This is a genomic window from Robertmurraya dakarensis (assembly GCF_900156875.1).
GTDB lineage: Bacteria > Bacillota > Bacilli > Bacillales > Cytobacillaceae > Robertmurraya > Robertmurraya dakarensis.
Genome location: NZ_LT707409.1, coordinates 1161418 through 1182021, shown reverse-complemented (window position 1 = coordinate 1182021; position 20604 = coordinate 1161418). Strand labels below are relative to the sequence as shown.

The following is a 20604-nucleotide window of genomic DNA, read 5'->3' as shown; positions in this document are numbered from 1 at the left end:
CTTTAATATGTCTAGTTTACTCTCTGATTAAACGTCCTGTTACACAATGTCGAATTGATGACTGAAGAGAATCGCTGTTATGAGCAGGATAATAACAACACTTACAAAAAGGATCGAAAGCTTTAACGAAGTTTTTGCTTTTTCCATCTCATCAAATTTAACCGGCCGAATGCCGCTAAGCGAAAAGACCACAATAGCGGCTAAAATAACGGATGTGATATTTCCAGTTAATAAAAGCATGGATCCAAATGCTTCCTGCCACATTGCTGACCCAATCGTCATTCCGAGAACAGCGGTAGGAGGCAACAGGGCAACCGCGACCATTACACCGACAAGTGCACCAGGTAATTGATTTAAAATGGATAACGCACCAGCAGTCCCGGAGGCTAGCGCTAAAACAATATCCGTCAAATTCACATGTGTTCTCGTCGCAAATTCAGAGCTGTCAACTGGAACAGGAAGAAAAAACGAAATGAATATGGAAATGCCTAACACTAAAGCAATGGCATAAAACAATGTGAAAGATGCACTGCGTATAAGCTTGAAATCACCTAATATAGATGAAAAGGCAATCGAAATGACAGGTCCCAGCATGGGGGCAATGACCATCGCTCCAATAATGACAGCCTCACTATTTTTTATAAAACCGATTGTCACAACGATCGCTGATAAGATTACCAGCATTGTATAGGTAAGTGTGATATGACTAGATTTTTCAATAGAACCGAGCAGTTCTTGGCGGCTCGCCCTTTGCAGCTTATTTTTTTCCTGTTCTTCCTCTTCCTTTTGCTGTTCTTTCTCTTCATCTGTTAATCTTCTCATATAAGTTTGAACTGGGAAAAGGAGAACTTCGAACCCATCGACGACATCTGTTACACTTTCTAAATAATTTAAGATTTCTTCGGCATCCTTTGTTTCTACGAGGATACGAACAAGTCTTTTATCATTTGTTGCCTGTGACACCCAGTAAGATACATAAGGGTATTTCTTTAAAGATTCACCCACTTTTTCAAAAAATTTCTCTGGTATATGCGCTTCCACAAGCTGCAAATCCATTTCACTCAACTCCAAAGCTGAAATTTACCTATTCATAGCCTTTCCCATAATCATAAATCTAGAAACAATACGAATTTTTTTGTTTTATGACAGGATTTTCGAACTTTTTAGCGAATATTGTAATAAAAAGGAGCTGAGAGTATGGAGCATGTTAAGGAGGCCGTTACAGATCAACAATGGCAATGCTCTTCATGCAATCAAATCATCACTGACGAAAATGAATATATTGATAACGAGGGCGTTTGCGATGACTGTTACAGCATCCCTATTAAAAAGAGAATTGGTAAGGTTAGAAACTAGATGTCATAAGATTATATTCTGCTGAGCACATATAAACTCTATAGGGATAGGAAATTACAATCTCTATAGGGATTTTTTTTGAAAGTTTTGAGGGGGAGCTAATGTTATGTTTGCGAATAAATTAACACAAAAGTTGAAAATACAATACCCGATTATCCAAGCGCCGATGGCTGGAGGTGTTACGACTTCGAAACTAGTGGCAGCGGTCTCTGACTCTGGAGGCTTAGGGTTTATTGGGGCTGGATATATGACTCCTAGTCAATTGCGTGAGCAGATTAGAGAGATTAAGGCTATGACTAAGAACCATTTTGGTGTGAATCTCTTTGTTCCTCAATCCTTTCATGCTTCTGAAGGAGACATTGGTTTCGCCCAGCAAATACTAGATCCTTTTTATCAAAAATTGAAGATCTCGCAAAGTAAGCAGGTTGACTTTCCGAGTCATGATAAGCAAATCGAGACCTTTATTAATCAAATAAAGGTTATAATAGAAGAAAATGTTCCAATATGCTCTTTTACTTTTGGGATTCCATCGAAAGAAGTAGTGGCTGAGTTGAAACGTCACAGTATCCTTTTAATTGGAACTGCTACAACGGTGAGCGAAGCACAAGAGGTAGAAGAAAGCGGAATGGATGCAGTTGTTCTTCAAGGAAGTGAGGCTGGTGGCCACCGCGGGAATTTTAGCGAGAGTTCGTTGGAGAAAAGCATGGTAGGATTAATGTCGCTTATCCCACAGGCGGCCGATCATGTGAATATTCCACTGATTGCGGCCGGGGGAATCATGGATGGCAGGGGGCTGATGGCTTCTCTTTTCTTAGGAGCAAGTGCTGTGCAAATGGGAACTGCCTTTTTAACATGTATGGAAAGCGGAGCTCACGCTATTCATAAGGAAAAGGTCCTTCGATCGAAGGAAAATGAGGTCGTCGTGACCCGATCATTTTCTGGGAAATGGGCGAGAGGAGTAGAAAATCAATTCATAAAAGATATGAGAGGAGAAGAAAAAATACTTCCAGAATTTCCCATCCAAAACACTCTTACTCAGGGAATCAGGAAAGCTGCTGGACAACAAAATCAGTTTGAATATATGTCACTATGGTCTGGTCAGAGCCCAAGGCTGGCAAAAGATCAAACTGTAGATAGTCTAATAAAAACAATCTTAAGTCAAGCTGAAAAGCTAAAAAATAGCTGATTCTATCTGATCATTACAAAAATCATTTTTTTGTAAAAGAAACGTTAAAACAATGTAATCTTGTAAACATATGATAGTAACATTTATTTTTTATAGTTAACAAATACTAGGTATATTTTGGGCTTTATTTTAATAGTATGGATCTGCATTATCTCACTTACTGTGACACTAAATAGTACAACATGCGGACATCAACCCGAATATAGTAGATTTTACCAATAATTGAAGACGTTAGATGCAACCTGGAGGGATGGTAATGTTCGAATTTGATACAAATATAGATCAAAATGCAAGAATTAAAGTAATTGGTGTCGGTGGCGGAGGCGGAAATGCTGTCAACCGTATGATTGAAGACGGAGTAGAAGGTGTAGAGTTTATTACGGTGAACACCGATGCACAGGCTCTTAAGCAGTCAAAAGCGGATATCGTTATGCAAATCGGCGGTTCTTTAACAAGAGGACTCGGCGCAGGTGCAAACCCGCAAATCGGGATGAAAGCAGTAGAAGAAAGTGCTCAACAAATTCAAGATGTGCTTGAAGGTGCCGATATGGTATTCGTTACAGCTGGTATGGGTGGCGGTACAGGGACTGGTGCAGCACCTGCCATTGCGCAGATCAGCCGCAGCCTCGGCGCACTGACAATCGGTGTTGTAACGAGACCATTTGCCTTTGAAGGACGTAAGCGTGCTGTCAATGCTGCAAGTGGAATCGAGGCAATGAAAAAGGCGGTTGATACATTAATCATTATCCCGAATGACCGTTTATTACATATTGTTGATAAAAAAACACCGATGCTTGAAGCGTTCCGTGAAGCGGATAGTGTACTTCGACAAGGGGTAAAAGGGATATCTGACTTAATCGCAGTTCCTGGTTTGATCAATCTTGACTTTGCTGATGTCAAAACCATCATGTCAAATAAAGGAACTGCCCTTATGGGTATCGGGATTGCAAAGGGTGAGGACGGAGCAGCAGAAGCAGCAAGAAACGCCGTATCAAGTCCGCTGTTAGAAACGTCGATTAGCGGCGCACAAGGTGTTCTTATGAATATTACCGGCGGAAGCAATCTGAGTTTATATGAAGTTCAAGAGGCCGCTGATATTGTCGCTTCTTCTTCAGATGAAGAACTAAACATGATTTTCGGTTCTGTTATCAATGAGAACTTGAATAACGAGATCATCGTGACGGTTATAGCAACTGGATTTGCTGATAAAGAGGTGCCTGAAAAAAAATCACCAACTCCTGTTAGAGAAAACAAACCTGTCCAAAGACAAGAGGTATACGAAGCTCCAATAGAACCAATTCAGCGAGAAGAATATGTTCAAAGTCCAAGACGCAACACAACTGTGCAGGAAGAGGAATCCCTCGATATCCCAGCATTTTTACGAAACAGAAGAAACCGTCGGCCGTAACTTAAGGTTCATAAGATTACGAAACACACAAAATACTACTGCACCCCAAAAGTTAGAGTAAAAAACTAACTTTTGGGGTGTTTTTTTGCATAACTATAAAGCTCCAATAATTAGTAAATTCTGAAAATTAATTGACCAATAAAAGAAAATACATTAGACTATCACTAAAAGTAAATGTGGGAAAATGAGGTGCACGAAATGGTTGCCGATAAAAAAATGTGGGTGTACAGCGGCATTGGATTGCTGATTGCAGCTGTGGTAATCGCGTTTGCAAGGCTTTCTTATGGGGTAGTCCTGCCGTTTATGAAAGATGGCTTGAATATTACTTACAGTCAGGCGGGTTATCTTGGGACGACTACTTCACTCGGTTATTTATGTATGGTGATTTTTGCCGGTATGGCAGCGGCAAAATGGGGAAGCAAGGTTACGATCCTAAGCGGCGTATCTCTGGTAACGGTGGGATTTATCGGCTTGACATTTTCCTCTTCCTATTGGATTACCTTCCTATTTATGCTTCTTTTAGGAGTAGGGACAGCCTTTACATATACACCGCTCATATCCTGGTTGGTAGCGTGGTTTCCTCATAAAAAAGGAACGATGATAGGGATCACGACAAGCGGTGTCGGAATCGGACTTCTTACGACTGGAATTTTAGTTCCCTATTTAGAAACGGTTTTTACAGGATACGGCTGGAGGGTGGCCTGGGGGTTATTTGCATTAGTTGCTTTCATTGTAGTCATCCTTGCATTTGTCATTATGAAGGATCCTCCTTCCACGAAGAAATCCGAACATATGCAAGACACGGCATCAACAAAGGAAATCTTCTTAAATCCTAATGTAATTAAAATTGCCGTCCTTTATGGAATTTTAGGAATGACTTATATCATTCATGCGGTTTTTATTATGAGTTATATGATCGAATCTGGAGTAGATATCACCATAGCTGGCCAGCTCATGGCTATTAACGGAATTTTATCGATATTTTGTGGTCCAATTTGGGGAGTTGTTTCGGATAAATTAGGGAGACGCATATCTCTCATATTAACAGCAGGTATCACATCGTTTTCTATGCTCATCCCGATTTTTTTTACCTCCATGCCTGGATTTATCATGCATATGCTTATTCTAAGCTGTACGTTGAACGGACTGTTTACGCTCATACAAGCTTCTAGTATGGATTTTGTTAAGCCGGTTGAGATGCCAATTGCATTTAGTTATGCAACTTTTTATTATGCAGTCGGGCAATTTCTTGGTCCGACCATTGGCGGCTGGTTAATTGATGAATGGGGAGGATTCAAGAGCGCCTTTCTTTTTTGTTCGATTGTGTTAGGGGTAGGATTTATTTTGGCCTTTACGGTAAAAAAAGCAGAAACTTTCCAGAATCCAGTGCCGCAAAAATCAATACAGATGTAGAAAAAGACGTCAGTAGACGCCTTTTTTTCTACTTTATGTACGTAATAGCTTGACGGCCCATTTGCTCCCACGCCTTCTCAAAATCATGGCGGTCAATGGCGCGGTTTGGCTCATGATATAAAGGATCATTAATATAGACATGATCGTCGTCATATCCAACAACGAGAACACTGTGCATGCGATAGGTTATCCGCAATTCTCCTAATCTAGTATTCCAAGTTTTGAAATGCTCCTCACCTAATTCTTTGAAGGTATCATTCGTCACGATCCAAACAGGCAGCCCTTGATCAATGGTATGATAAATTTTCTCTGTTTCTGATCCTGTAATATCAACGATCTTATTGGGCAAATATCGTTCTGCTAGTTTCTTAATCGGCGAATGATAGACGCCTAGACCATCTGTTTCAAAAGAATACATATCTCCAACAAACCCGTCGTTTAGATGTCCAAAGCAGTCACCTTCTTTAAAGGGAACTTTTTTCACTTCACGAGAGAGAGTCATCTTATCAACATGAATTCCTGCATGCTGCAGTAAGAGAGACAAGCTTGTAACTTCACAGCCTCTAGGCAGTTCTGGCATTTGTTCAACAAAAGGTGCATGTATTATTTTCGGTGTCATTTAATCTCTCCTCAAATTCTATTCTCTTCCTTATTGTAACTGAATCGTCATAAAAATAGAATATTTCTATCAATAATCTATCAACTACATAATTGTATCTTACCAGATGCCCCCAAATTTAATGATTATTTTCGTAATTATTTGTTGAATATTCTAAAAATTATGTTATATTTTATTGTAAGCGTTTTATTATATGATTATTTAGAAGATTCAAAATAAAATCATGCATTTGGAGGGATATAATTTGACAACCTCTTTACTTAGTTTGTCATCCCAGCTCCTCGTTGGGGAAATGTTAAAACGTGCAGCACATAGAGGGCCTAATCTTGAAGCGTTTGTTTTTGGAGACACAAGATTAACTTTCAAAGAAATGGATGAACGAGCAACCCATTTGGCAGGCTGGTTTCAAAATCAAGGGATACAACGTGATGAAAAGGTTGGATTTCTGTTAAAAAACTCCTTGGCCTTCGCTGAGATTTTCTATGCATCCGCACTATCAGGCGGTGTAGGTGTTCCAATGAATTTCAGACTAGCATCTGAGGAAATCGCCTATATTGTTAACAATTCCGATACGAAAATATTATTTATTGACGGTGAGTTTGTTGATCAGATTCTATCCGTGAAAGATCAATTGGCAAAAGTAGAAAAGATTGTCGTAGTGGGGGATACAGAAATCCCATCAGATTTTTTACACTATGATTCTATCTACCAAACGGAAGTTACGTTTACTCCACCAGAAGGCTTAACTGACAATGATGCAGCGATGATTGCCTATACATCGGGAACAACAGGACGCCCAAAAGGAGCCGTCTTAACTCATAAGAACCTGTGCCAAAACTCTATGAATCTAGCTTGGGAAGGAAAAGCAGAATTGTATGGAAAGACATTGGTTGCCATTCCAATGTTTCATATTGGCGGTCTTGGTTCTCTTGTTTCGGTTTGTATTATGAACGGTACAATAGTGATTCACCGTGATTTTAATCCGGTGGAAATTTTTAAAACAATTGAACAAGAAAAGATTTCTACATTAGGATTAGTTCCAGCCATGTGGATCTTCCTTTTCCAAGTTCCGAATTATGAAAAGTATGATGTTTCCTCTATTACGAGGTGTTCTGTAGGCGCAGCGATTGCTCCACTTGAGTTAAAGAAAAAAATCCTCAGCAGTTTTAAAAATGCAACACTGATCGAGCAGTTTGGTCAAACGGAAACAACGTCGATTACGGTTGTTCTCTATGGGGATGATGCTCTTAGAAAAACAGCTTCCATCGGGAGACCAGTGATTAATGTTGAGGTGAGAGTGGTAGATGATAACATGAACGATGTTCCTCCTGGTGAAATTGGAGAAATCGTTTATCGCGGCCCAACTGTAATGAAGGAGTATTATAAGAATCCTGAAGCAACGGCTGAAGCCTTCAAGGGAGGATGGTTCCATAGCGGTGACTTGGTCAGAGTCGATGAGGAAGGTTACTTCTACATTGTAGACAGGAAGAAGGATATGCTCATAAGCGGTGGAGAAAATATTTATCCAGCGGAAATTGAAGAGGTTCTTTATAAGCATCCCGGTATTCTAGAATGCGCCGTCATTGGTGTGCCTGACCCAGAGTGGGGAGAAAAAGTAAAGGTGTTTGTTGCATTAAAGCCAGGTAAATCGATGACAGAAAATGATGTAATTTCACATTGCATGAAGTATTTAGCTTCTTATAAAAAGCCAAAAGAAGTAGAGTTCATTGATGCGTTGCCTAGAAATGCAGCAGGAAAAGTGTTGAAGCAAGTTTTAAGAAAAAATGCACCATTGATAAGCTAGCGTTCATTTGATCCAATAACTTTTATTGGCAGCTCAATGAGTTGCCAATTTTACTTTTAATCTTAAATACATAAGAGTTATAATATAGTTAATATTATGAAAATTTTTAATAATAGAAAATAAACCTATGAATAATCAGGAATAGAAAGGGATGAGATTAATGGATTTTACATTTTCTCCAAAGGAAGAAGCATTTCGTTCAGAATTGAGCTCATGGCTTCAAGAGAACCTGCCTGATGGTTGGTTAGAAGGAAAGCAGACAGTACCAGCGGATGCGAAAGAACAAGCAAAATTTATGAAAGATTGGCAAAAGACCTTATCCAAAGGGAAATGGGCAGGAGTTTCATGGCCTCAAGAATATGGTGGGAGAGGCGCATCTTTAATCGAGGAAGTTATTTATGAACAGGAAATGGCAAGAGTTAAGGCACCCCCGCAGCTAAATATAGTCGGGACAGCCATGGTTGGTCCAACGCTTTTACAAATTGGAACAGAAGAACAAAAAGAAAAATATGTTCCAAAAATCTTAAATGGAGAAGAAATTTGGTGTCAAGGATATTCAGAGCCTAACTCGGGATCAGATTTAGCTTCCTTACAGACAAAAGCCGTTAAACAAGGGGATAAGTGGATTATTAATGGTCAAAAGATTTGGACAAGCTTTGCTCATTTGGCAGACCGCTGCTTCTTGCTGGCCCGGACAGACAATACTGGGAAAAAACATGAAGGTATTACGGCGTTTATAGTGGATATGCATCAGCCGGGGGTTGAAGTAAGACCAATTCGATCCATTAATGATTGGCATCATTTTAACGAAGTTTACTTCACTGATGCTGTTGCCTATGAAGCAGATATTGTAGGAGAATTGCATAAAGGCTGGCAGGTTTCCTTGACACTACTAAGTCATGAACGAGTCGGTGTCGCTAGAAAAATTTTTTCATTGCAGTATCAAGTAGAAGAATTAGCACAAATGGCAAAGACATTAACAAGAAATGGGCAGCCGCTTATAGAAAATCCACTTGTCTTGCAAAATCTAGTGAAATTGCGCTCGAAGACAAGAGCATTGCTGCTTAACTTTTACCGCCATTTGACCAATACAATTCGCAAGGGGCATCCAGGTCCTGAAGGCTCGATGGATAAAATTGTTTCGAGTGAGCTCGGGCAGGAAATATTGGCCTATGCAATGACCCTTCAAGGATCTACAAACATATTGTGGAAAGAAGATGCCCCTATTCATGACAGCTGGCAGAATGAATACCTGCGTTCAATGGCTTATACCATTGAGGGAGGTACCTCTGAAATAAACAGAAATGTCGTTGGGGAACGTTTAATGGGACTTCCGAAGGATATCAAATTTTAAAAGTCTATTTAATATAGAGGCCGGAGTAGATAATCTATCTATTCCGGCTTAAATTTGATTACATTTTATTATTGCGTTGATTATTTTCAGTTAATATATTTTTGACTTCCTCTGTCATTTGATCGAAGGATTGATTCACTCTATTCATGAGTTCCTCTGTACTTGGTTGATCAAGCTTGTTTTGATTTTGATCCCTCTGCATATTTTCATGCTCCATCAAGTCTTTCACCTCCAAGCTTATTTTATGTAAAGTAAGAAAATATTATTTTAAAAAATAAACTACCAGCTATTTATTGATATATATCCTTGTAATACACTTATGCTAGGATATGTTTTTCATAAAATTAACTGAAATTCCAAGCGAAAAGACCCTCGCGCTTTATTTTAGAAAAAGAATCATGTAAGATAAGAATTGATTCTATGCATACATAAAAGGAGATGTACTATATGGCGAAAAAAGGATACATACAAATGAAAGACGGAGACAAAATCGAGTTTGAACTTTATCCAAATGAAGCTCCTGGAACAGTTGCTAATTTTGAAAAATTAGCGAACGAAGGGTTTTATAACGGGTTAACGTTCCACCGTGTTATTCCTGGCTTTGTTAGCCAAGGAGGCTGTCCACACGGAACTGGAACTGGCGGTCCAGGATATACAATTAAATGTGAAACAGAAGGAAACCCTCATAAGCACGAAGTTGGGTCCCTTTCAATGGCACATGCTGGTAAAGATACAGGTGGAAGCCAATTCTTTATCGTACACGAACCGCAACCTCACTTAAATGGTGTTCATACTGTTTTTGGAAAAGTGACTTCAGGAATGGATGCAGCCCTAAAGCACAAGCAAGGCGATGTTATGGAAAAAGTTGAAGTATTTGATGCATAATTAGTAAGAGGGAGAGTTGTAAAAGACTCTCTCTTTTTTTTGTTTCCTCTTTTTTAAGGGAATATTTACATGTTAGTAGGAAAAATTAATAGTGTAAATCCTAAAGGAGGGTCGGCATGGAAATAAAAAACATTAAACTAACAGCTCCAGAGCTGTCTAGTCTCTGGACTCAATATATGTTTGATACCATGTCAATTTGTTTTATTAAATATGCACTTGAACATATAGAAGATGAGGATATAAGAGATATTTATCAGACGGCGTTACAGTATTCAGAAGGACATGTGGAGAAAATTAAAGAGTTTTTTATCGGTGAAAACTATCCGATTCCGCTCGGATTTACCGAACAAGATGTGAATACGAAAGCTCCCCGATTGTTCCAAGACCCGTTTTATTTATATTATATGTATATTATGTCTCTACAGGGAATCACAGGCTATGCACTTTCCGTAGGGACCTCAATACGGGCTGATTTAAGGCAGTATTACATAACCTGTAATAGCGAAGTAATGGCGCTCTTTGAGCAAACAATTGACGCACTTTTAACAAAAGGGATCTTTCACCGTCCTCCTGTTCTAACACCTCCAACCAAAATAGACTTTGTAAAGCACCAAAGTTTCTTAACTGGATGGTTTGGAGAACGTCGCCCTTTAACAGCTATGGAAATTGGCGATATTACGTTTAATATGAATAAAATGCATTTACATGTTGCTCTGAAGGTGGCATTTAGCCAAGTGGCTTCTTCCGATAAAGTGCGTGCTTATATTAGAAGAGGGATGGAAATTTCGAATAAACATATTGCTGCATTTGATGATATCTTTCGAGAAGAGAAACTGAATTCTCCTTCTTCTTGGCAATCTTCTATCACGGACTCTACCGTGTCGCCTTTCTCCGATAAACTTATGATGTATCAGGTTCAATTATCCACGCAAATGGCTGTTGCTTTTTATGGTACTGCCTTAAGTGTAACAACGCGAAGAGATTTAGCTTTTAAGTATGTTACCCTGACAGCTGAGCTTGCAAAATATGCAGAAGACGGCGGGAATTTGATGATTGATTTTGGATGGTTGGAAGAACCGCCAAGAGCAACAGACCGCCGAAGCTTAACAAAGGGTGAGAAAGAGTAAAGACAGGAATGGAATTTTACAAAGTATTAAAAAAGGCAAGCATATAATAATATGCCCGCCTTTTTCTAATCAATGAGAAAAGACATATCTTCTTGAATCTCCAATGCTTAAGCCAAAGTCGGCATTCTTAATAAGTTAATCAACTTAAATGATATCTTCCTTATTAAGAATAATTTTCTGATGATCGATAAAAATAGATTTGGAAGTAAGCGATAGAGAATATTCAAAATATATCCCTCCACATTGAAGTTTAGTGTTAGATGCTAACACTATGCTTATTGTTCGCTGATAAAAACGTAATTATTCCGTGGGGGACATTTTTTTCACCACATCAATTCAAACATCGAGCCGTTCACTAAATTAGTATCAATCGGACAAATATTCGAGTCACGTCCATACTGCCAGCCCCAGACGTTGCCTTTGCAAGGCGGTTTTTTCGGTCTGAAATTTGGTGCATTTCTAGCTTTACTTGGACCTCGTTCAGGTGAAGTACTCCAAAGAATTACCTGGTTAGCAACCTTGTTATCGTTCGAAACTGCTTCACAATAAGCTGCTTTAAAAACTCCATTAATGGGATCATGATAGATTCCAGGTTTGAAACCGCTTGTATACATCGCGTCAACATAACCACGTATCCAAGCCTCATCTATTTCAAAACCTTCTTCTATTTTAGCAACCAGCATTTTCCCTTTAGGGAACCCAATTTTTCGCGCGTTAAATACCATATTTTGAGCCACAACCGTTCCTTCTCTATATCCAACTGCTTTTGCGAAATTATTGTAAATCGCAAAGACCTTTGTTCCGCTATTATGGAGCAGGTCTGTTTCCGCTCTCGTCAAACCCGTCGCTTTTTCAGGGATTGGAGCCAAATATCTTCCCCAATAGGATGGTTTTCCAAAATTGTGCAACACGCGGTCATATAATTCCTGCGTTACTTTATCAGCCGAGTCCACTCCCCAATATATAGGCACGTTTCTTTCCCTCCCGTAGTAGGTAGTAACCTTACATTATATCGTAGGGGGTTCTTGTCATAGACCAAGAAAATAATTAAAGCGGATGTTAGGGTCATAAGAACTACAAAGATTAAGGACAAAAGGCAGGAGGGTTTACTGTGTTAATGGTCTTCGTAATGGGGATGAAGACCAAAAGGCTTGTGATTTCCCTAAGAAAACGGTCTTCATTAAGGGAATGAGAACCGAAACAAACGCAGCACGAGAAGGGAACGGTCTTCATTTAGGGGATGAGAACCGAAACAATCGCAGCACGAGAAGGGAACGGTCTTCATTAAGGAAATGAGAACCGAAACAATCGCAGCATGAGAAGGGAACGGTCTTCATTAAGGGAATGAGAACCGAACCAACAATAGCACGAGAAGGGAACGGTCTTCATTAAGGGAATGAGAACCGAAACAATCGCAGCATCAGAAGGGAACGGTCTTCATCAAGGGGATGAGAGCCGTAACAACAGCAGCATGAGAAGGAGACCGTCTTCATCAAAGCAAAAACGGGGCTGTCCGATAAGTCCCTAAAATAAAGCAATTGGAGATAACAGCTCGTTGTTCTCCAATTGCTTTTGTATTATATGGTTTCCTCACTTACTATTTACTAAATAGGGCAATTTTTTTTGCCCTTATTTTTAATTAGATGGAATTTATAAGCCAAAAAAGGTTTAATATAGGTTGATTGGAACGGAAGGTACGAAGACTCCTGCGGGATGACGGGGCAGGGGAGACCCCACAGGCGCTAAGCGCCGAGGAGGCTCCCCGTACCGCCCGCGGAAAGCGAAGTGCCTGGAGTGGAAATCAACAACTCCATTTAACCAACAACTAAAAAATAAAGGGTTGCCAAAGATCAGTTACCTGACTTTTTGGACAGCCCCGCTGAATCCCCTTTATCTAGCCGTTTTCCTTGCCCATTCTGAAATGTAATCCGATATCCACACAAGAATCAGGTAACAGAACAACAGCAGTGTCAAATCGGTATAATGGAAAAAGCTCATGCTCAGCTTAAATTGCTGACCTAATCCGCCTGCACCGACAAATCCAACCACAATTGTTGTCCGCATGATCACTTCCCAGCGATACAAAATATAAGTTAAAAATTGCGGGAGCACAGAAGGAATGACGCCATACATGAGAATTTGCGCTTTGCTTGCCCCTGATGAGGAAAGATGGCGGATTGGCCTTTCATCTAAGTCCTCAATGACCTCTGCACAAAGCTTACCAAGGATACCAAAGTTATGAAGAGCTAACGCAATCGCCCCTGGTAAAATCCCTGGTTTTAAAATAAAGATAATCATCATTGCCCAAACCAATTCGGGGATCGCTCTGCTAAAAATATAGCATAAGCGAATAAAACCGAAAGAAATCCAACTGTACCATTTTGGAGCAAGCGTTAAAGTGCCATTTGCCACATTTCTCGCCGCCGGGATTACCGTAAGGAACATAACAATCGTTGAAAAACCGATTGCCATAATACTCATTCTTAATGTATCATACGTAAGCAGCAAGGCGTTACTCCAGCTTTCACGATCCAAGAAGGCCGGATTTTCTTCTCCGATTCCCAGCATTCCGGCAAAAAACTTTTTCGCATAAGCCAGGTTTTCTTGGGAAAATAACGCCAAAAAACTAGCTTTATCAACGAAATAGACATATCCCCATGATCCTGCTACCAAAAAGACAGTAAGAATACTAGAAAACGGTACAAACCAATGCTTAGAAGGAGCATTTAATTTATTCCTTAATTGACTGCTCCACAAATCAATCAATACGACGATGGCAATTAGAAAATAAATAAATGTCCAAACTTCGTCGTACTGTAAGTCATCCAGCGAAAGCTGTATTTGATAGCCCAGTCCACCAAGACCGACGAAACTCATAATCGCTGAAGACCGGATTGAACATTCAAAACGATACATTGTATAGCTTAAAATATTTGTTTTTACCATTGGAAGGTAGCCGTATAAAAGGACCTGAAATTTAGAAGCTCCTGTAGAATTCAATGCTTCAATCGGTTCCTTAGGAACATCCGTAAGCATATCGGCAAAAATTCGTCCTAAAATCCCTCCATAAGGAAGCGCGAGTGCGAAAATCGCAGCATAAGGGGAAAGGCCGAAGGAAGCGACAAAGATCCACGCCCAGACAAGTTCATGGATGGCTCTTAAAAAGCCGAGAAGTCCGCGAAAAAAAGATTTCATCAGAATTGATATACGGCTTTCACCAAAGAGTATTCCCGATGCTAACACTCCAAGAACGAAGGCAATGATAAACGCAAGTGTCATGCCGGCCACAGCATATGATAAGGTAATCCAAGTTGACTCAATCGCCAGTTCCAAGATTTCTTTCGAGAAATCTGGCTGGAACAGCGCCCCGAGCATTTGCATAATTGTCACAAAGCCGCCCGCATGAATGAGATCGCTATTCCATTGAACAGCAAAGAGACTCCATACAAAAATCCCAATTAAGATAATCGTAAGATATGATTTTTTATAATAGCGGAAGAAATCGGGTTTAGCAGACATTATGATTTCCCCTTCAATTCATAAAGGGCTGCTAAATTTTGATCTTCTATTTTTTCAGAAGGCAAATCAAAAAAGATTTCACCATCTCGCAAAGCAATAACCCTTGTAAAATATTTTTTCGCATATTCGACCGAATGAAGGCTCGCGATCAAGGTTTGGTTTTCCTCGGTTACAAGCTTGGCCAGAATTGATAAAACATCTTCCGCACGAGCAGGATCAAGAGAGGCGACCGGCTCATCAGCTAAGATGATTTCCGGTTTTTGCACTAATAAACGAGCTAGTGCAACACGCTGCTGTTCACCGCCAGATAGGGTAGATGTTCGCGCATATAGCTTGTCTTTTAAGCCGACTCGATCTAAGGCCTTCATCGCTAGTGTTTTTTCTTGAGGAACGAGAAGAGAGAAAAGCGACTTAAAAAACCCCCAATCCGCCAACCGCCCTGCAAGCACATTATGAATGACAGGGAGAGGGGATACTAAATCGAATTGCTGCCGAATCATGCCGATTTTCTTGGCAAGCTTTTTCCGATTCTTGCTATCCTGATGATTCAAACCCGTTATCTGTAGTTCGCCTTCTGTTGGAGTGATAAAAGTCGCCAATGTATTCAAAAGCGTCGTTTTTCCTGCTCCAGAAGGTCCTATCAACGCAACTCTTTCACCTTTTTGGATTGAAAAAGAAAGGGAAGATAGAGCTATCTTCCTCTCAAAACCAACATGTAGTTTTTGTACTTCAATGATATTTTCAGATGCCACAGCATCTTCACCTCTACTTAATGATGCCTAATTCTTTTGCCACTTTCTCGATAGCAGCATAGTTTTCGTTGCTTGTTTCAATGAACTTATCTGTTGCGAATAAATCTAGAATCTCTTGTTGTTCTTCACCCATGGAAAGAAGAGCTTCTTTCACTTTATCTTTCGTACCTTCACCAAACACAGGATCTACTGCGTTAATTGTCCAGTTATAATCGTAATAAGCAGGTGTTTCGTAAAATACTTCAACCTTATTGGTATCAACTGTTCCCTCTGCAACGGCTGTTTCCCATACCGCTTCGTTTAGAGCACCTGTTTGGAATGTGCCTGCTTCTACTAATTTATATGTTTTATCGTGGGAGCCTGAGTAATTTGGCGCACCATCAAGATCATTTTCAGCATCAATGCCATTTTCCATTAAGAAATAACGTGGCATTAAATGCCCAGATGTTGAGCTTTCACTGCCAAATGTAAAGCTATGTCCCTTGATGTCTTCAATTCCTTTAAGACCAAGCTCTTTTTGTGCGATAAAAACAGAATGGAATTCTTCGTCGCGAGGTCTTTGTGCAATTGCTTCAGCATCCTCAACTAAGCTCATCGCTTGAACTCCTGTTAGACCGCCAAACCAAGCTAAGTGAATTTCACCGCGTTCAAACGCTGTTACAAGTGCCGCATAATCAACAGAAGGAACATATTCAACTGTAAGTCCTGTTTCTTCTTGTAGATATTCTGCCACTCCGCCCATACTTCTACTTAATTCCGCTGCATTTTGATCAGGTATCGCACCAATCTTAAATACTTCTTCCGTATTTTTAGTATTGTTTTCTTCTCCTTGGCTTTCATTTGCAGGTTCTTCTCCACCTCCACAGGCTGTAAGAAGCAATAATAGTAAAAAAGTAAAATAAGTTAAAAGTTTCCTCATTATGTCCTCCATCTATCAAGTAATAGTCAATCAATAGTTAATTATATTTCATTTTTGAACGTTATAATAGATTTTATCAATATTTATCCATAGATTTTATCGATAGGTTGAAAGTACAAGGATCTATTTTATCATTAATATAAAAATCCCTTGCCAGAACTAGGCAAGGGAAGTATTCTTTCTATTAACGATTTAGACTAGCTGACCATTCTTCCACATTCCAAACCTTAGTAATCCAATCTTCATAGAAGTCAGGCTCATGGCATACTAACACAACAGTACCTTTATAAGCTTTCAAGGCACGCTTTAGTTCTGCTTTTGCATCAACATCCAAATGGTTTGTTGGTTCGTCAAATAGCAGCCAGTTGCTTTCGTGCATCAACAGCTTGCAAAGACGAACTTTTGCTTGTTCTCCACCGCTCAACTGATTAAGAGGGCGGGAGATATGTTCGTTCTTAAGACCGCATCTAGCGAGAGCTGCACGGATTTGATGCTGATCCATCCCCGGAAAGTCATTCCAAACAGATTCGATTGGTGTGATATTGCCAGCTTTCACTTCCTGTTCAAAGTATGAAGGAAAGAGGAAGTCACCTCGTTCTATTTTTCCGCTTAATGGTTCAATAACACCAAGCATCGTCTTTAAAAGGGTGGATTTTCCGACTCCATTGCAGCCAACAATCGCGATTTTTTCTCCGCGTTCAATGGTCATTGACATTTTCGGTAGCAGTGGTTGAGTATATCCAATCTCAAAGTCAGTTCCTTCAAACACATAGCGAGAGCTGCCGCGAGATTCCTTAAATTCAAAGGTTGGTTTCACAGCTGTTTCAGGACGATCAATTCGTTCTAAGCGTTCCAGCTGCTTTTGACGGCTTTTTGCTCTGCCTGTTGTAGAGTAGCGAGCTTTATTTTTCGCAATGAAATCTTCTTGCTTTTTGATGAACTCTTGCTGTTTTTCATAGGCATTAATATGTTGATTTTTATTGATTTCCGCCAGTTCTAAAAATTTCTCGTAGCTCGCTGTGTAACGGTTCATTTTTGAGAACTCCAAATGGAAAATTACATTCGATACCTGGTTCATGAATTCCGTATCATGAGAAATTAACATAAATGCATATGGATATTCTTTCAGATAACCAGTTAACCAGCGAATATGCTCAACATCCAAATAGTTTGTCGGCTCGTCAAGCAATAATACTTTTGGTTTTTCTAATAAAAGCTTTGCTAATAATACTTTCGTACGTTGTCCACCGCTTAATGCTGAAACATCACGGTCCAACCCAATTGCATCTAAGCCAAGTCCTCGTGCTGCTTCTTCAACTTTCATATCTAAAGAATAAAAGTCGCCCGCATCAAGACGGTCTTGGATTTCTGCCATTTTTTCTAAAAGTTCTTCAAGCTCTTCTGGGCTGGCATCTGCCATTTTCGCGGTTACTTCATTTAATTCCTCTTCCTGTTGGAATAATGGAAGGAACGCATCATTTAAAACATCTTTTATCGTTTTACCTGGTGTTAAAACAGTATGCTGATCAAGATATCCGTAATGAGTACCTGGTGTCCATTCAACTTTTCCAGAATCATGAATCAACTGCTTCGTGATGATGTTCATTAAAGTAGATTTTCCTACTCCATTTGCTCCAACTAAACCAACATGATCTTCCGCTAAAAGACGGAAAGATACATCCTTAAATAAGGTTCTATCTCCAAACGTATGGCTTAATTTCTCAACTGTTAATAAGCTCATTATCTAAATTCCTCGCTTTTTTAAAAAGTTACTATCTATCTTACAGAAGTTGTCCTCCATGCCGAAGAGATTGTACAGAACAACGGCTGTAAATGTCCGATTTTTCAACAATAATCATTGGCGCGCTTCTTCTATGGGAGTTTACTCTATACATAATACTAAATTTGTTATTTCAAGACTAGACCTTTTACACAGGAGGTAAATATTTGGAATAGACTAATAGAAAAAGATATCAATGAGGAGGATATGTCATGAGCAGTACAGCATTGGATTCTTTTTTGAATAAAAGCCTTCAAGATTTAAAGGAGAATGGTCTTTTCAATGATATTGATCAGCTCGAAAGCCCGAACGGTCCGATTATCAAAATAGCCGGTAGAAAATTAATTAATCTTTCATCTAATAATTATTTGGGGCTTGCAACTGATCAAAGATTAAAGGAAGCAGCGATTAAGGCAATTGAGGAATTTGGGGTTGGGGCAGGCGCCGTTCGGACAATTAACGGGACACTAAAGCTGCACATAGAGCTTGAAGAAAAGTTAGCACAATTTAAACATACAGAAGCGGCAATTGCTTATCAATCTGGCTTTAACTGTAATATGGCAGCGATTTCTGCTGTGATGAATAAACAAGATGGAATTTTATCAGATGAATTGAATCATGCTTCGATTATCGACGGCTGCCGTCTGTCAGGGGCAAAAATCATCACTTATCGTCATTCTGATATGGAAGATTTGCGGAGTAAAGCGAAACAGGCTGTTGAGTCCCGTCAATTTAATAAGGTGATGGTCATTACCGATGGAGTTTTTTCAATGGATGGAGACATTGCTAAGCTTCCGGAAATTGTTGACATAGCTGAAGAATTTGATTTAATCACCTATGTGGATGATGCACACGGATCAGGAGTATTAGGTGACGGAGCAGGTACGGTTAAGCATTTTGGTTTATCAGATAAAGTTGATTTTCAAATTGGAACATTATCAAAGGCAATCGGGGTAGTTGGGGGTTATGTTGCTGGGAAAAAATCTTTGATTGACTGGTTAAAAGTGAGAAGCCGGCCGTTTTTATTTTCTACTGCAATGACACCGGCAGATGCAGCAGCTTGCTTAAAAGCCATTGATCTCTTAACAGAAAGTACGGAATTAAATCAGAGATTATGGGATAACGGAAACTATTTGAAAAAAGGACTTTCCCAGCTAGGGTTCGATATCGGGGAAAGTGAAACACCGATCACTCCTTGTATCATCGGTGAGGAGGTTCTGACACAGAAGTTCAGCAAGCGCTTAATTGAAGAAGGCGTTTATGCGAAAGGGATTGTTTTCCCAACAGTCTCTAAAGGTACGGGCAGAGTAAGAAATATGCCAACCGCAGTTCATACAAAAGAAATGCTCGATACGGCGATTTCAATTTATGAGAAGGTTGGAAAGGAATTGGGCATGATTTAAAATGAAAAGAATCTTAATTACTGGAGCATTAGGACAGATTGGTTCAGAATTGACGATGAAATGCCGAGAAATATATGGTGAGGATCAAGTGATTGCTACTGATATTCGCCAACCGAAGGATGAGAAATTATCCAACGGACCATTTGAAATATTGGATGTTATGGATGGAAACAAATTTTTGGAATATGTGAAAAAATACCGTGTTGATAGTATTCTTCATTTGGCCGCGCTTTTATCTGCGACGGCAGAAAATCACCCTTTAAAGGCGTGGAAATTAAACATGGACGGTCTCCTGAACGCCTTGGAAACTTCACGTTTAGTAAAGGCGCAGTTTTTCACCCCAAGTTCAATAGGAGCATTCGGACCTTCTACTCCCAAAAACAATACACCACAAGTTACCCTTCAGCGGCCGACCACAATGTATGGCATCAATAAGGTTGCCGGCGAATTGCTCTCCGATTATTACTTCTACAAGTATGGAGTCGATACGAGAGGACTTCGCTTTCCTGGTTTAATCTCGTATTTAACCCCTCCTGGAGGCGGGACAACGGACTATGCCATTGAAATTTATGAAGAAGCCTTGAAAAACGGACGCTACACCTGTTATTTAGCAAAAGGGACATCATTAGACATGATGTATATGCCAGATGCACTAGCTGCGATACTTGATTTAATGGAAGCCGAGTCTTCTAAGCTTAAACATCGAAATTCCTATAATGTTACAGCAATGAGTGTGACGCCAGGGGATTTTGCAAAGGAAATACAGAAACATCTACCGCATTTTGTAATGGATTACAACGTGGATCCCGTAAGACAGCGTATCGCTGACAGCTGGCCAAATTCAATTGATGCAGCAGCAGCAAAAAGTGAATGGGGGTTTAAACCAGCGTACGATCTTGAAAACATGACCATTGATATGCTGGAGAAACTAACCAAACAGAATAGTTATTTTTAACAAGCTGCGTTTCTAAAGCTTGTTTTTTTGTTTTGTAGAAAAACATATTAGATGGACAAACTAAATAAAACGAAGTAAGATATAAACATAAGTTTAAAATTAAACAAAAGTTTGAGGGGTGAAA

General features: G+C 39.7%; 18 protein-coding genes. 10 read left to right on the top strand and 8 right to left on the bottom strand.

The annotated features are described in order from the left end of the window. Positions 1 to 39: 39 nt before the first annotated feature. Positions 40 to 1056, bottom strand: coding sequence for a TIGR00341 family protein (locus CZ487_RS14660; RefSeq protein ID WP_077213041.1), 1017 nt, complete (start codon positions 1054 to 1056; stop codon positions 40 to 42). Positions 1057 to 1197: 141 nt separating this feature from the next. Here CZ487_RS14660 and CZ487_RS26665 point away from each other — a divergent pair, with 141 nt between their 5' ends. From CZ487_RS26665 to CZ487_RS14645, 4 genes are all read left to right on the top strand, one after another. Continuing rightward, on the top strand, positions 1198 to 1356 hold the full coding sequence (locus CZ487_RS26665) for a hypothetical protein (RefSeq protein ID WP_154676040.1): 159 nt from the start codon (positions 1198 to 1200) through the stop codon (positions 1354 to 1356). 106 nt (positions 1357 to 1462) lie between these two features. After that, positions 1463 to 2542 (top strand): NAD(P)H-dependent flavin oxidoreductase, encoded by a 1080-nt coding sequence (locus CZ487_RS14655; RefSeq protein WP_077213040.1) that lies wholly within the window; start codon positions 1463 to 1465, stop codon positions 2540 to 2542. Positions 2543 to 2798: 256 nt separating this feature from the next. Continuing rightward, positions 2799 to 3950 carry a cell division protein FtsZ gene (gene ftsZ / locus CZ487_RS14650; protein ID WP_077213039.1) on the top strand — a complete coding sequence of 384 codons (1152 nt, stop codon included), beginning with the start codon at positions 2799 to 2801 and terminating at the stop codon, positions 3948 to 3950. A gap of 198 nt (positions 3951 to 4148) precedes the next feature. Further along, on the top strand, positions 4149 to 5363 hold the full coding sequence (locus CZ487_RS14645) for an MFS transporter (protein WP_077213038.1): 1215 nt from the start codon (positions 4149 to 4151) through the stop codon (positions 5361 to 5363). A gap of 28 nt (positions 5364 to 5391) precedes the next feature. Here CZ487_RS14645 and CZ487_RS14640 read toward each other — a convergent pair whose 3' ends face one another. Further along, on the bottom strand, positions 5392 to 5982 hold the full coding sequence (locus tag CZ487_RS14640) for a C39 family peptidase (protein ID WP_077213037.1): 591 nt from the start codon (positions 5980 to 5982) through the stop codon (positions 5392 to 5394). Between the two features lie 244 nt (positions 5983 to 6226). On the opposite strand from CZ487_RS14640, the gene CZ487_RS14635 reads away from it, so the two are divergent. Continuing rightward, a complete protein-coding gene (locus CZ487_RS14635) occupies positions 6227 to 7786 on the top strand; it encodes an acyl-CoA synthetase (protein ID WP_139339577.1) in 1560 nt (519 codons plus the stop codon). Positions 7787 to 7946: 160 nt separating this feature from the next. Beyond that, positions 7947 to 9140, top strand: a complete 1194-nt coding sequence (locus CZ487_RS14630) for an acyl-CoA dehydrogenase family protein (protein ID WP_077213035.1) — start codon at positions 7947 to 7949, stop codon at positions 9138 to 9140. Positions 9141 to 9198: 58 nt separating this feature from the next. Here the strand turns inward: CZ487_RS14630 and CZ487_RS26660 are convergent, their stop codons facing one another. Then, complete coding sequence (locus CZ487_RS26660) at positions 9199 to 9360, bottom strand: hypothetical protein (RefSeq protein WP_154676039.1); 162 nt, start codon at positions 9358 to 9360, stop codon at positions 9199 to 9201. 227 nt (positions 9361 to 9587) lie between these two features. Here CZ487_RS26660 and CZ487_RS14625 point away from each other — a divergent pair, with 227 nt between their 5' ends. Together CZ487_RS14625 and CZ487_RS14620 are read left to right on the top strand one after the other, a co-directional pair. Beyond that, positions 9588 to 10025, top strand: coding sequence for a peptidylprolyl isomerase (locus CZ487_RS14625; RefSeq protein WP_077213034.1), 438 nt, complete (start codon positions 9588 to 9590; stop codon positions 10023 to 10025). A 116-nt stretch (positions 10026 to 10141) separates the two neighbouring features. Beyond that, the gene (locus CZ487_RS14620) at positions 10142 to 11152 is read left to right on the top strand and encodes a DUF3231 family protein (protein ID WP_077213033.1); all 1011 of its coding nucleotides are present in this window, start codon (positions 10142 to 10144) and stop codon (positions 11150 to 11152) included. Between the two features lie 323 nt (positions 11153 to 11475). Here CZ487_RS14620 and CZ487_RS14615 read toward each other — a convergent pair whose 3' ends face one another. The 5 genes from CZ487_RS14615 to CZ487_RS14595 all read right to left on the bottom strand — a co-directional run bounded on the left by CZ487_RS14615 (position 11476) and on the right by CZ487_RS14595 (position 18083). After that, positions 11476 to 12123: a glycoside hydrolase family 25 domain-containing protein gene (locus CZ487_RS14615; protein ID WP_077213032.1), complete on the bottom strand. Its 648-nt coding sequence runs from the start codon at positions 12121 to 12123 to the stop codon at positions 11476 to 11478. Positions 12124 to 13042: 919 nt separating this feature from the next. Continuing rightward, complete coding sequence (locus tag CZ487_RS14610) at positions 13043 to 14671, bottom strand: PhnE/PtxC family ABC transporter permease (protein ID WP_077213031.1); 1629 nt, start codon at positions 14669 to 14671, stop codon at positions 13043 to 13045. Then, positions 14671 to 15423: a phosphonate ABC transporter ATP-binding protein gene (locus CZ487_RS14605; protein WP_077213030.1), complete on the bottom strand. Its 753-nt coding sequence runs from the start codon at positions 15421 to 15423 to the stop codon at positions 14671 to 14673. Before CZ487_RS14605 ends, CZ487_RS14610 begins: the two co-directional genes overlap by 1 nt. Before the next feature lie 13 nt (positions 15424 to 15436). Then, positions 15437 to 16342, bottom strand: a complete 906-nt coding sequence (locus CZ487_RS14600; RefSeq protein ID WP_077213029.1) for a putative selenate ABC transporter substrate-binding protein — start codon at positions 16340 to 16342, stop codon at positions 15437 to 15439. Between the two features lie 184 nt (positions 16343 to 16526). Next, positions 16527 to 18083, bottom strand: a complete 1557-nt coding sequence (locus CZ487_RS14595; protein ID WP_077213028.1) for an ABC-F family ATP-binding cassette domain-containing protein — start codon at positions 18081 to 18083, stop codon at positions 16527 to 16529. Positions 18084 to 18334: 251 nt separating this feature from the next. On the opposite strand from CZ487_RS14595, the gene CZ487_RS14590 reads away from it, so the two are divergent. Beyond that, positions 18335 to 19525 (top strand): glycine C-acetyltransferase, encoded by a 1191-nt coding sequence (locus CZ487_RS14590; RefSeq protein ID WP_077213027.1) that lies wholly within the window; start codon positions 18335 to 18337, stop codon positions 19523 to 19525. A gap of 1 nt (position 19526) precedes the next feature. Further along, on the top strand, positions 19527 to 20480 hold the full coding sequence (locus tag CZ487_RS14585; protein ID WP_077213026.1) for an L-threonine 3-dehydrogenase: 954 nt from the start codon (positions 19527 to 19529) through the stop codon (positions 20478 to 20480). Positions 20481 to 20604: the final 124 nt, after the last annotated feature.

Coding starts and splice junctions, on each gene's coding strand:
- CZ487_RS14660 (WP_077213041.1), bottom strand. CDS start 1,056: ATGGATTTGCAGCTTGTGGAAGCGCATATACCAGAGAAATTTTTTGAA.
- CZ487_RS26665 (WP_154676040.1), top strand. CDS start 1,198: ATGGAGCATGTTAAGGAGGCCGTTACAGATCAACAATGGCAATGCTCT.
- CZ487_RS14655 (WP_077213040.1), top strand. CDS start 1,463: ATGTTTGCGAATAAATTAACACAAAAGTTGAAAATACAATACCCGATT.
- ftsZ (WP_077213039.1), top strand. CDS start 2,799: ATGTTCGAATTTGATACAAATATAGATCAAAATGCAAGAATTAAAGTA.
- CZ487_RS14645 (WP_077213038.1), top strand. CDS start 4,149: ATGGTTGCCGATAAAAAAATGTGGGTGTACAGCGGCATTGGATTGCTG.
- CZ487_RS14640 (WP_077213037.1), bottom strand. CDS start 5,982: ATGACACCGAAAATAATACATGCACCTTTTGTTGAACAAATGCCAGAA.
- CZ487_RS14630 (WP_077213035.1), top strand. CDS start 7,947: ATGGATTTTACATTTTCTCCAAAGGAAGAAGCATTTCGTTCAGAATTG.
- CZ487_RS14625 (WP_077213034.1), top strand. CDS start 9,588: ATGGCGAAAAAAGGATACATACAAATGAAAGACGGAGACAAAATCGAG.
- CZ487_RS14620 (WP_077213033.1), top strand. CDS start 10,142: ATGGAAATAAAAAACATTAAACTAACAGCTCCAGAGCTGTCTAGTCTC.
- CZ487_RS14610 (WP_077213031.1), bottom strand. CDS start 14,671: ATGTCTGCTAAACCCGATTTCTTCCGCTATTATAAAAAATCATATCTT.
- CZ487_RS14600 (WP_077213029.1), bottom strand. CDS start 16,342: ATGAGGAAACTTTTAACTTATTTTACTTTTTTACTATTATTGCTTCTT.
- CZ487_RS14595 (WP_077213028.1), bottom strand. CDS start 18,083: ATGAGCTTATTAACAGTTGAGAAATTAAGCCATACGTTTGGAGATAGA.
- CZ487_RS14590 (WP_077213027.1), top strand. CDS start 18,335: ATGAGCAGTACAGCATTGGATTCTTTTTTGAATAAAAGCCTTCAAGAT.
- CZ487_RS14585 (WP_077213026.1), top strand. CDS start 19,527: ATGAAAAGAATCTTAATTACTGGAGCATTAGGACAGATTGGTTCAGAA.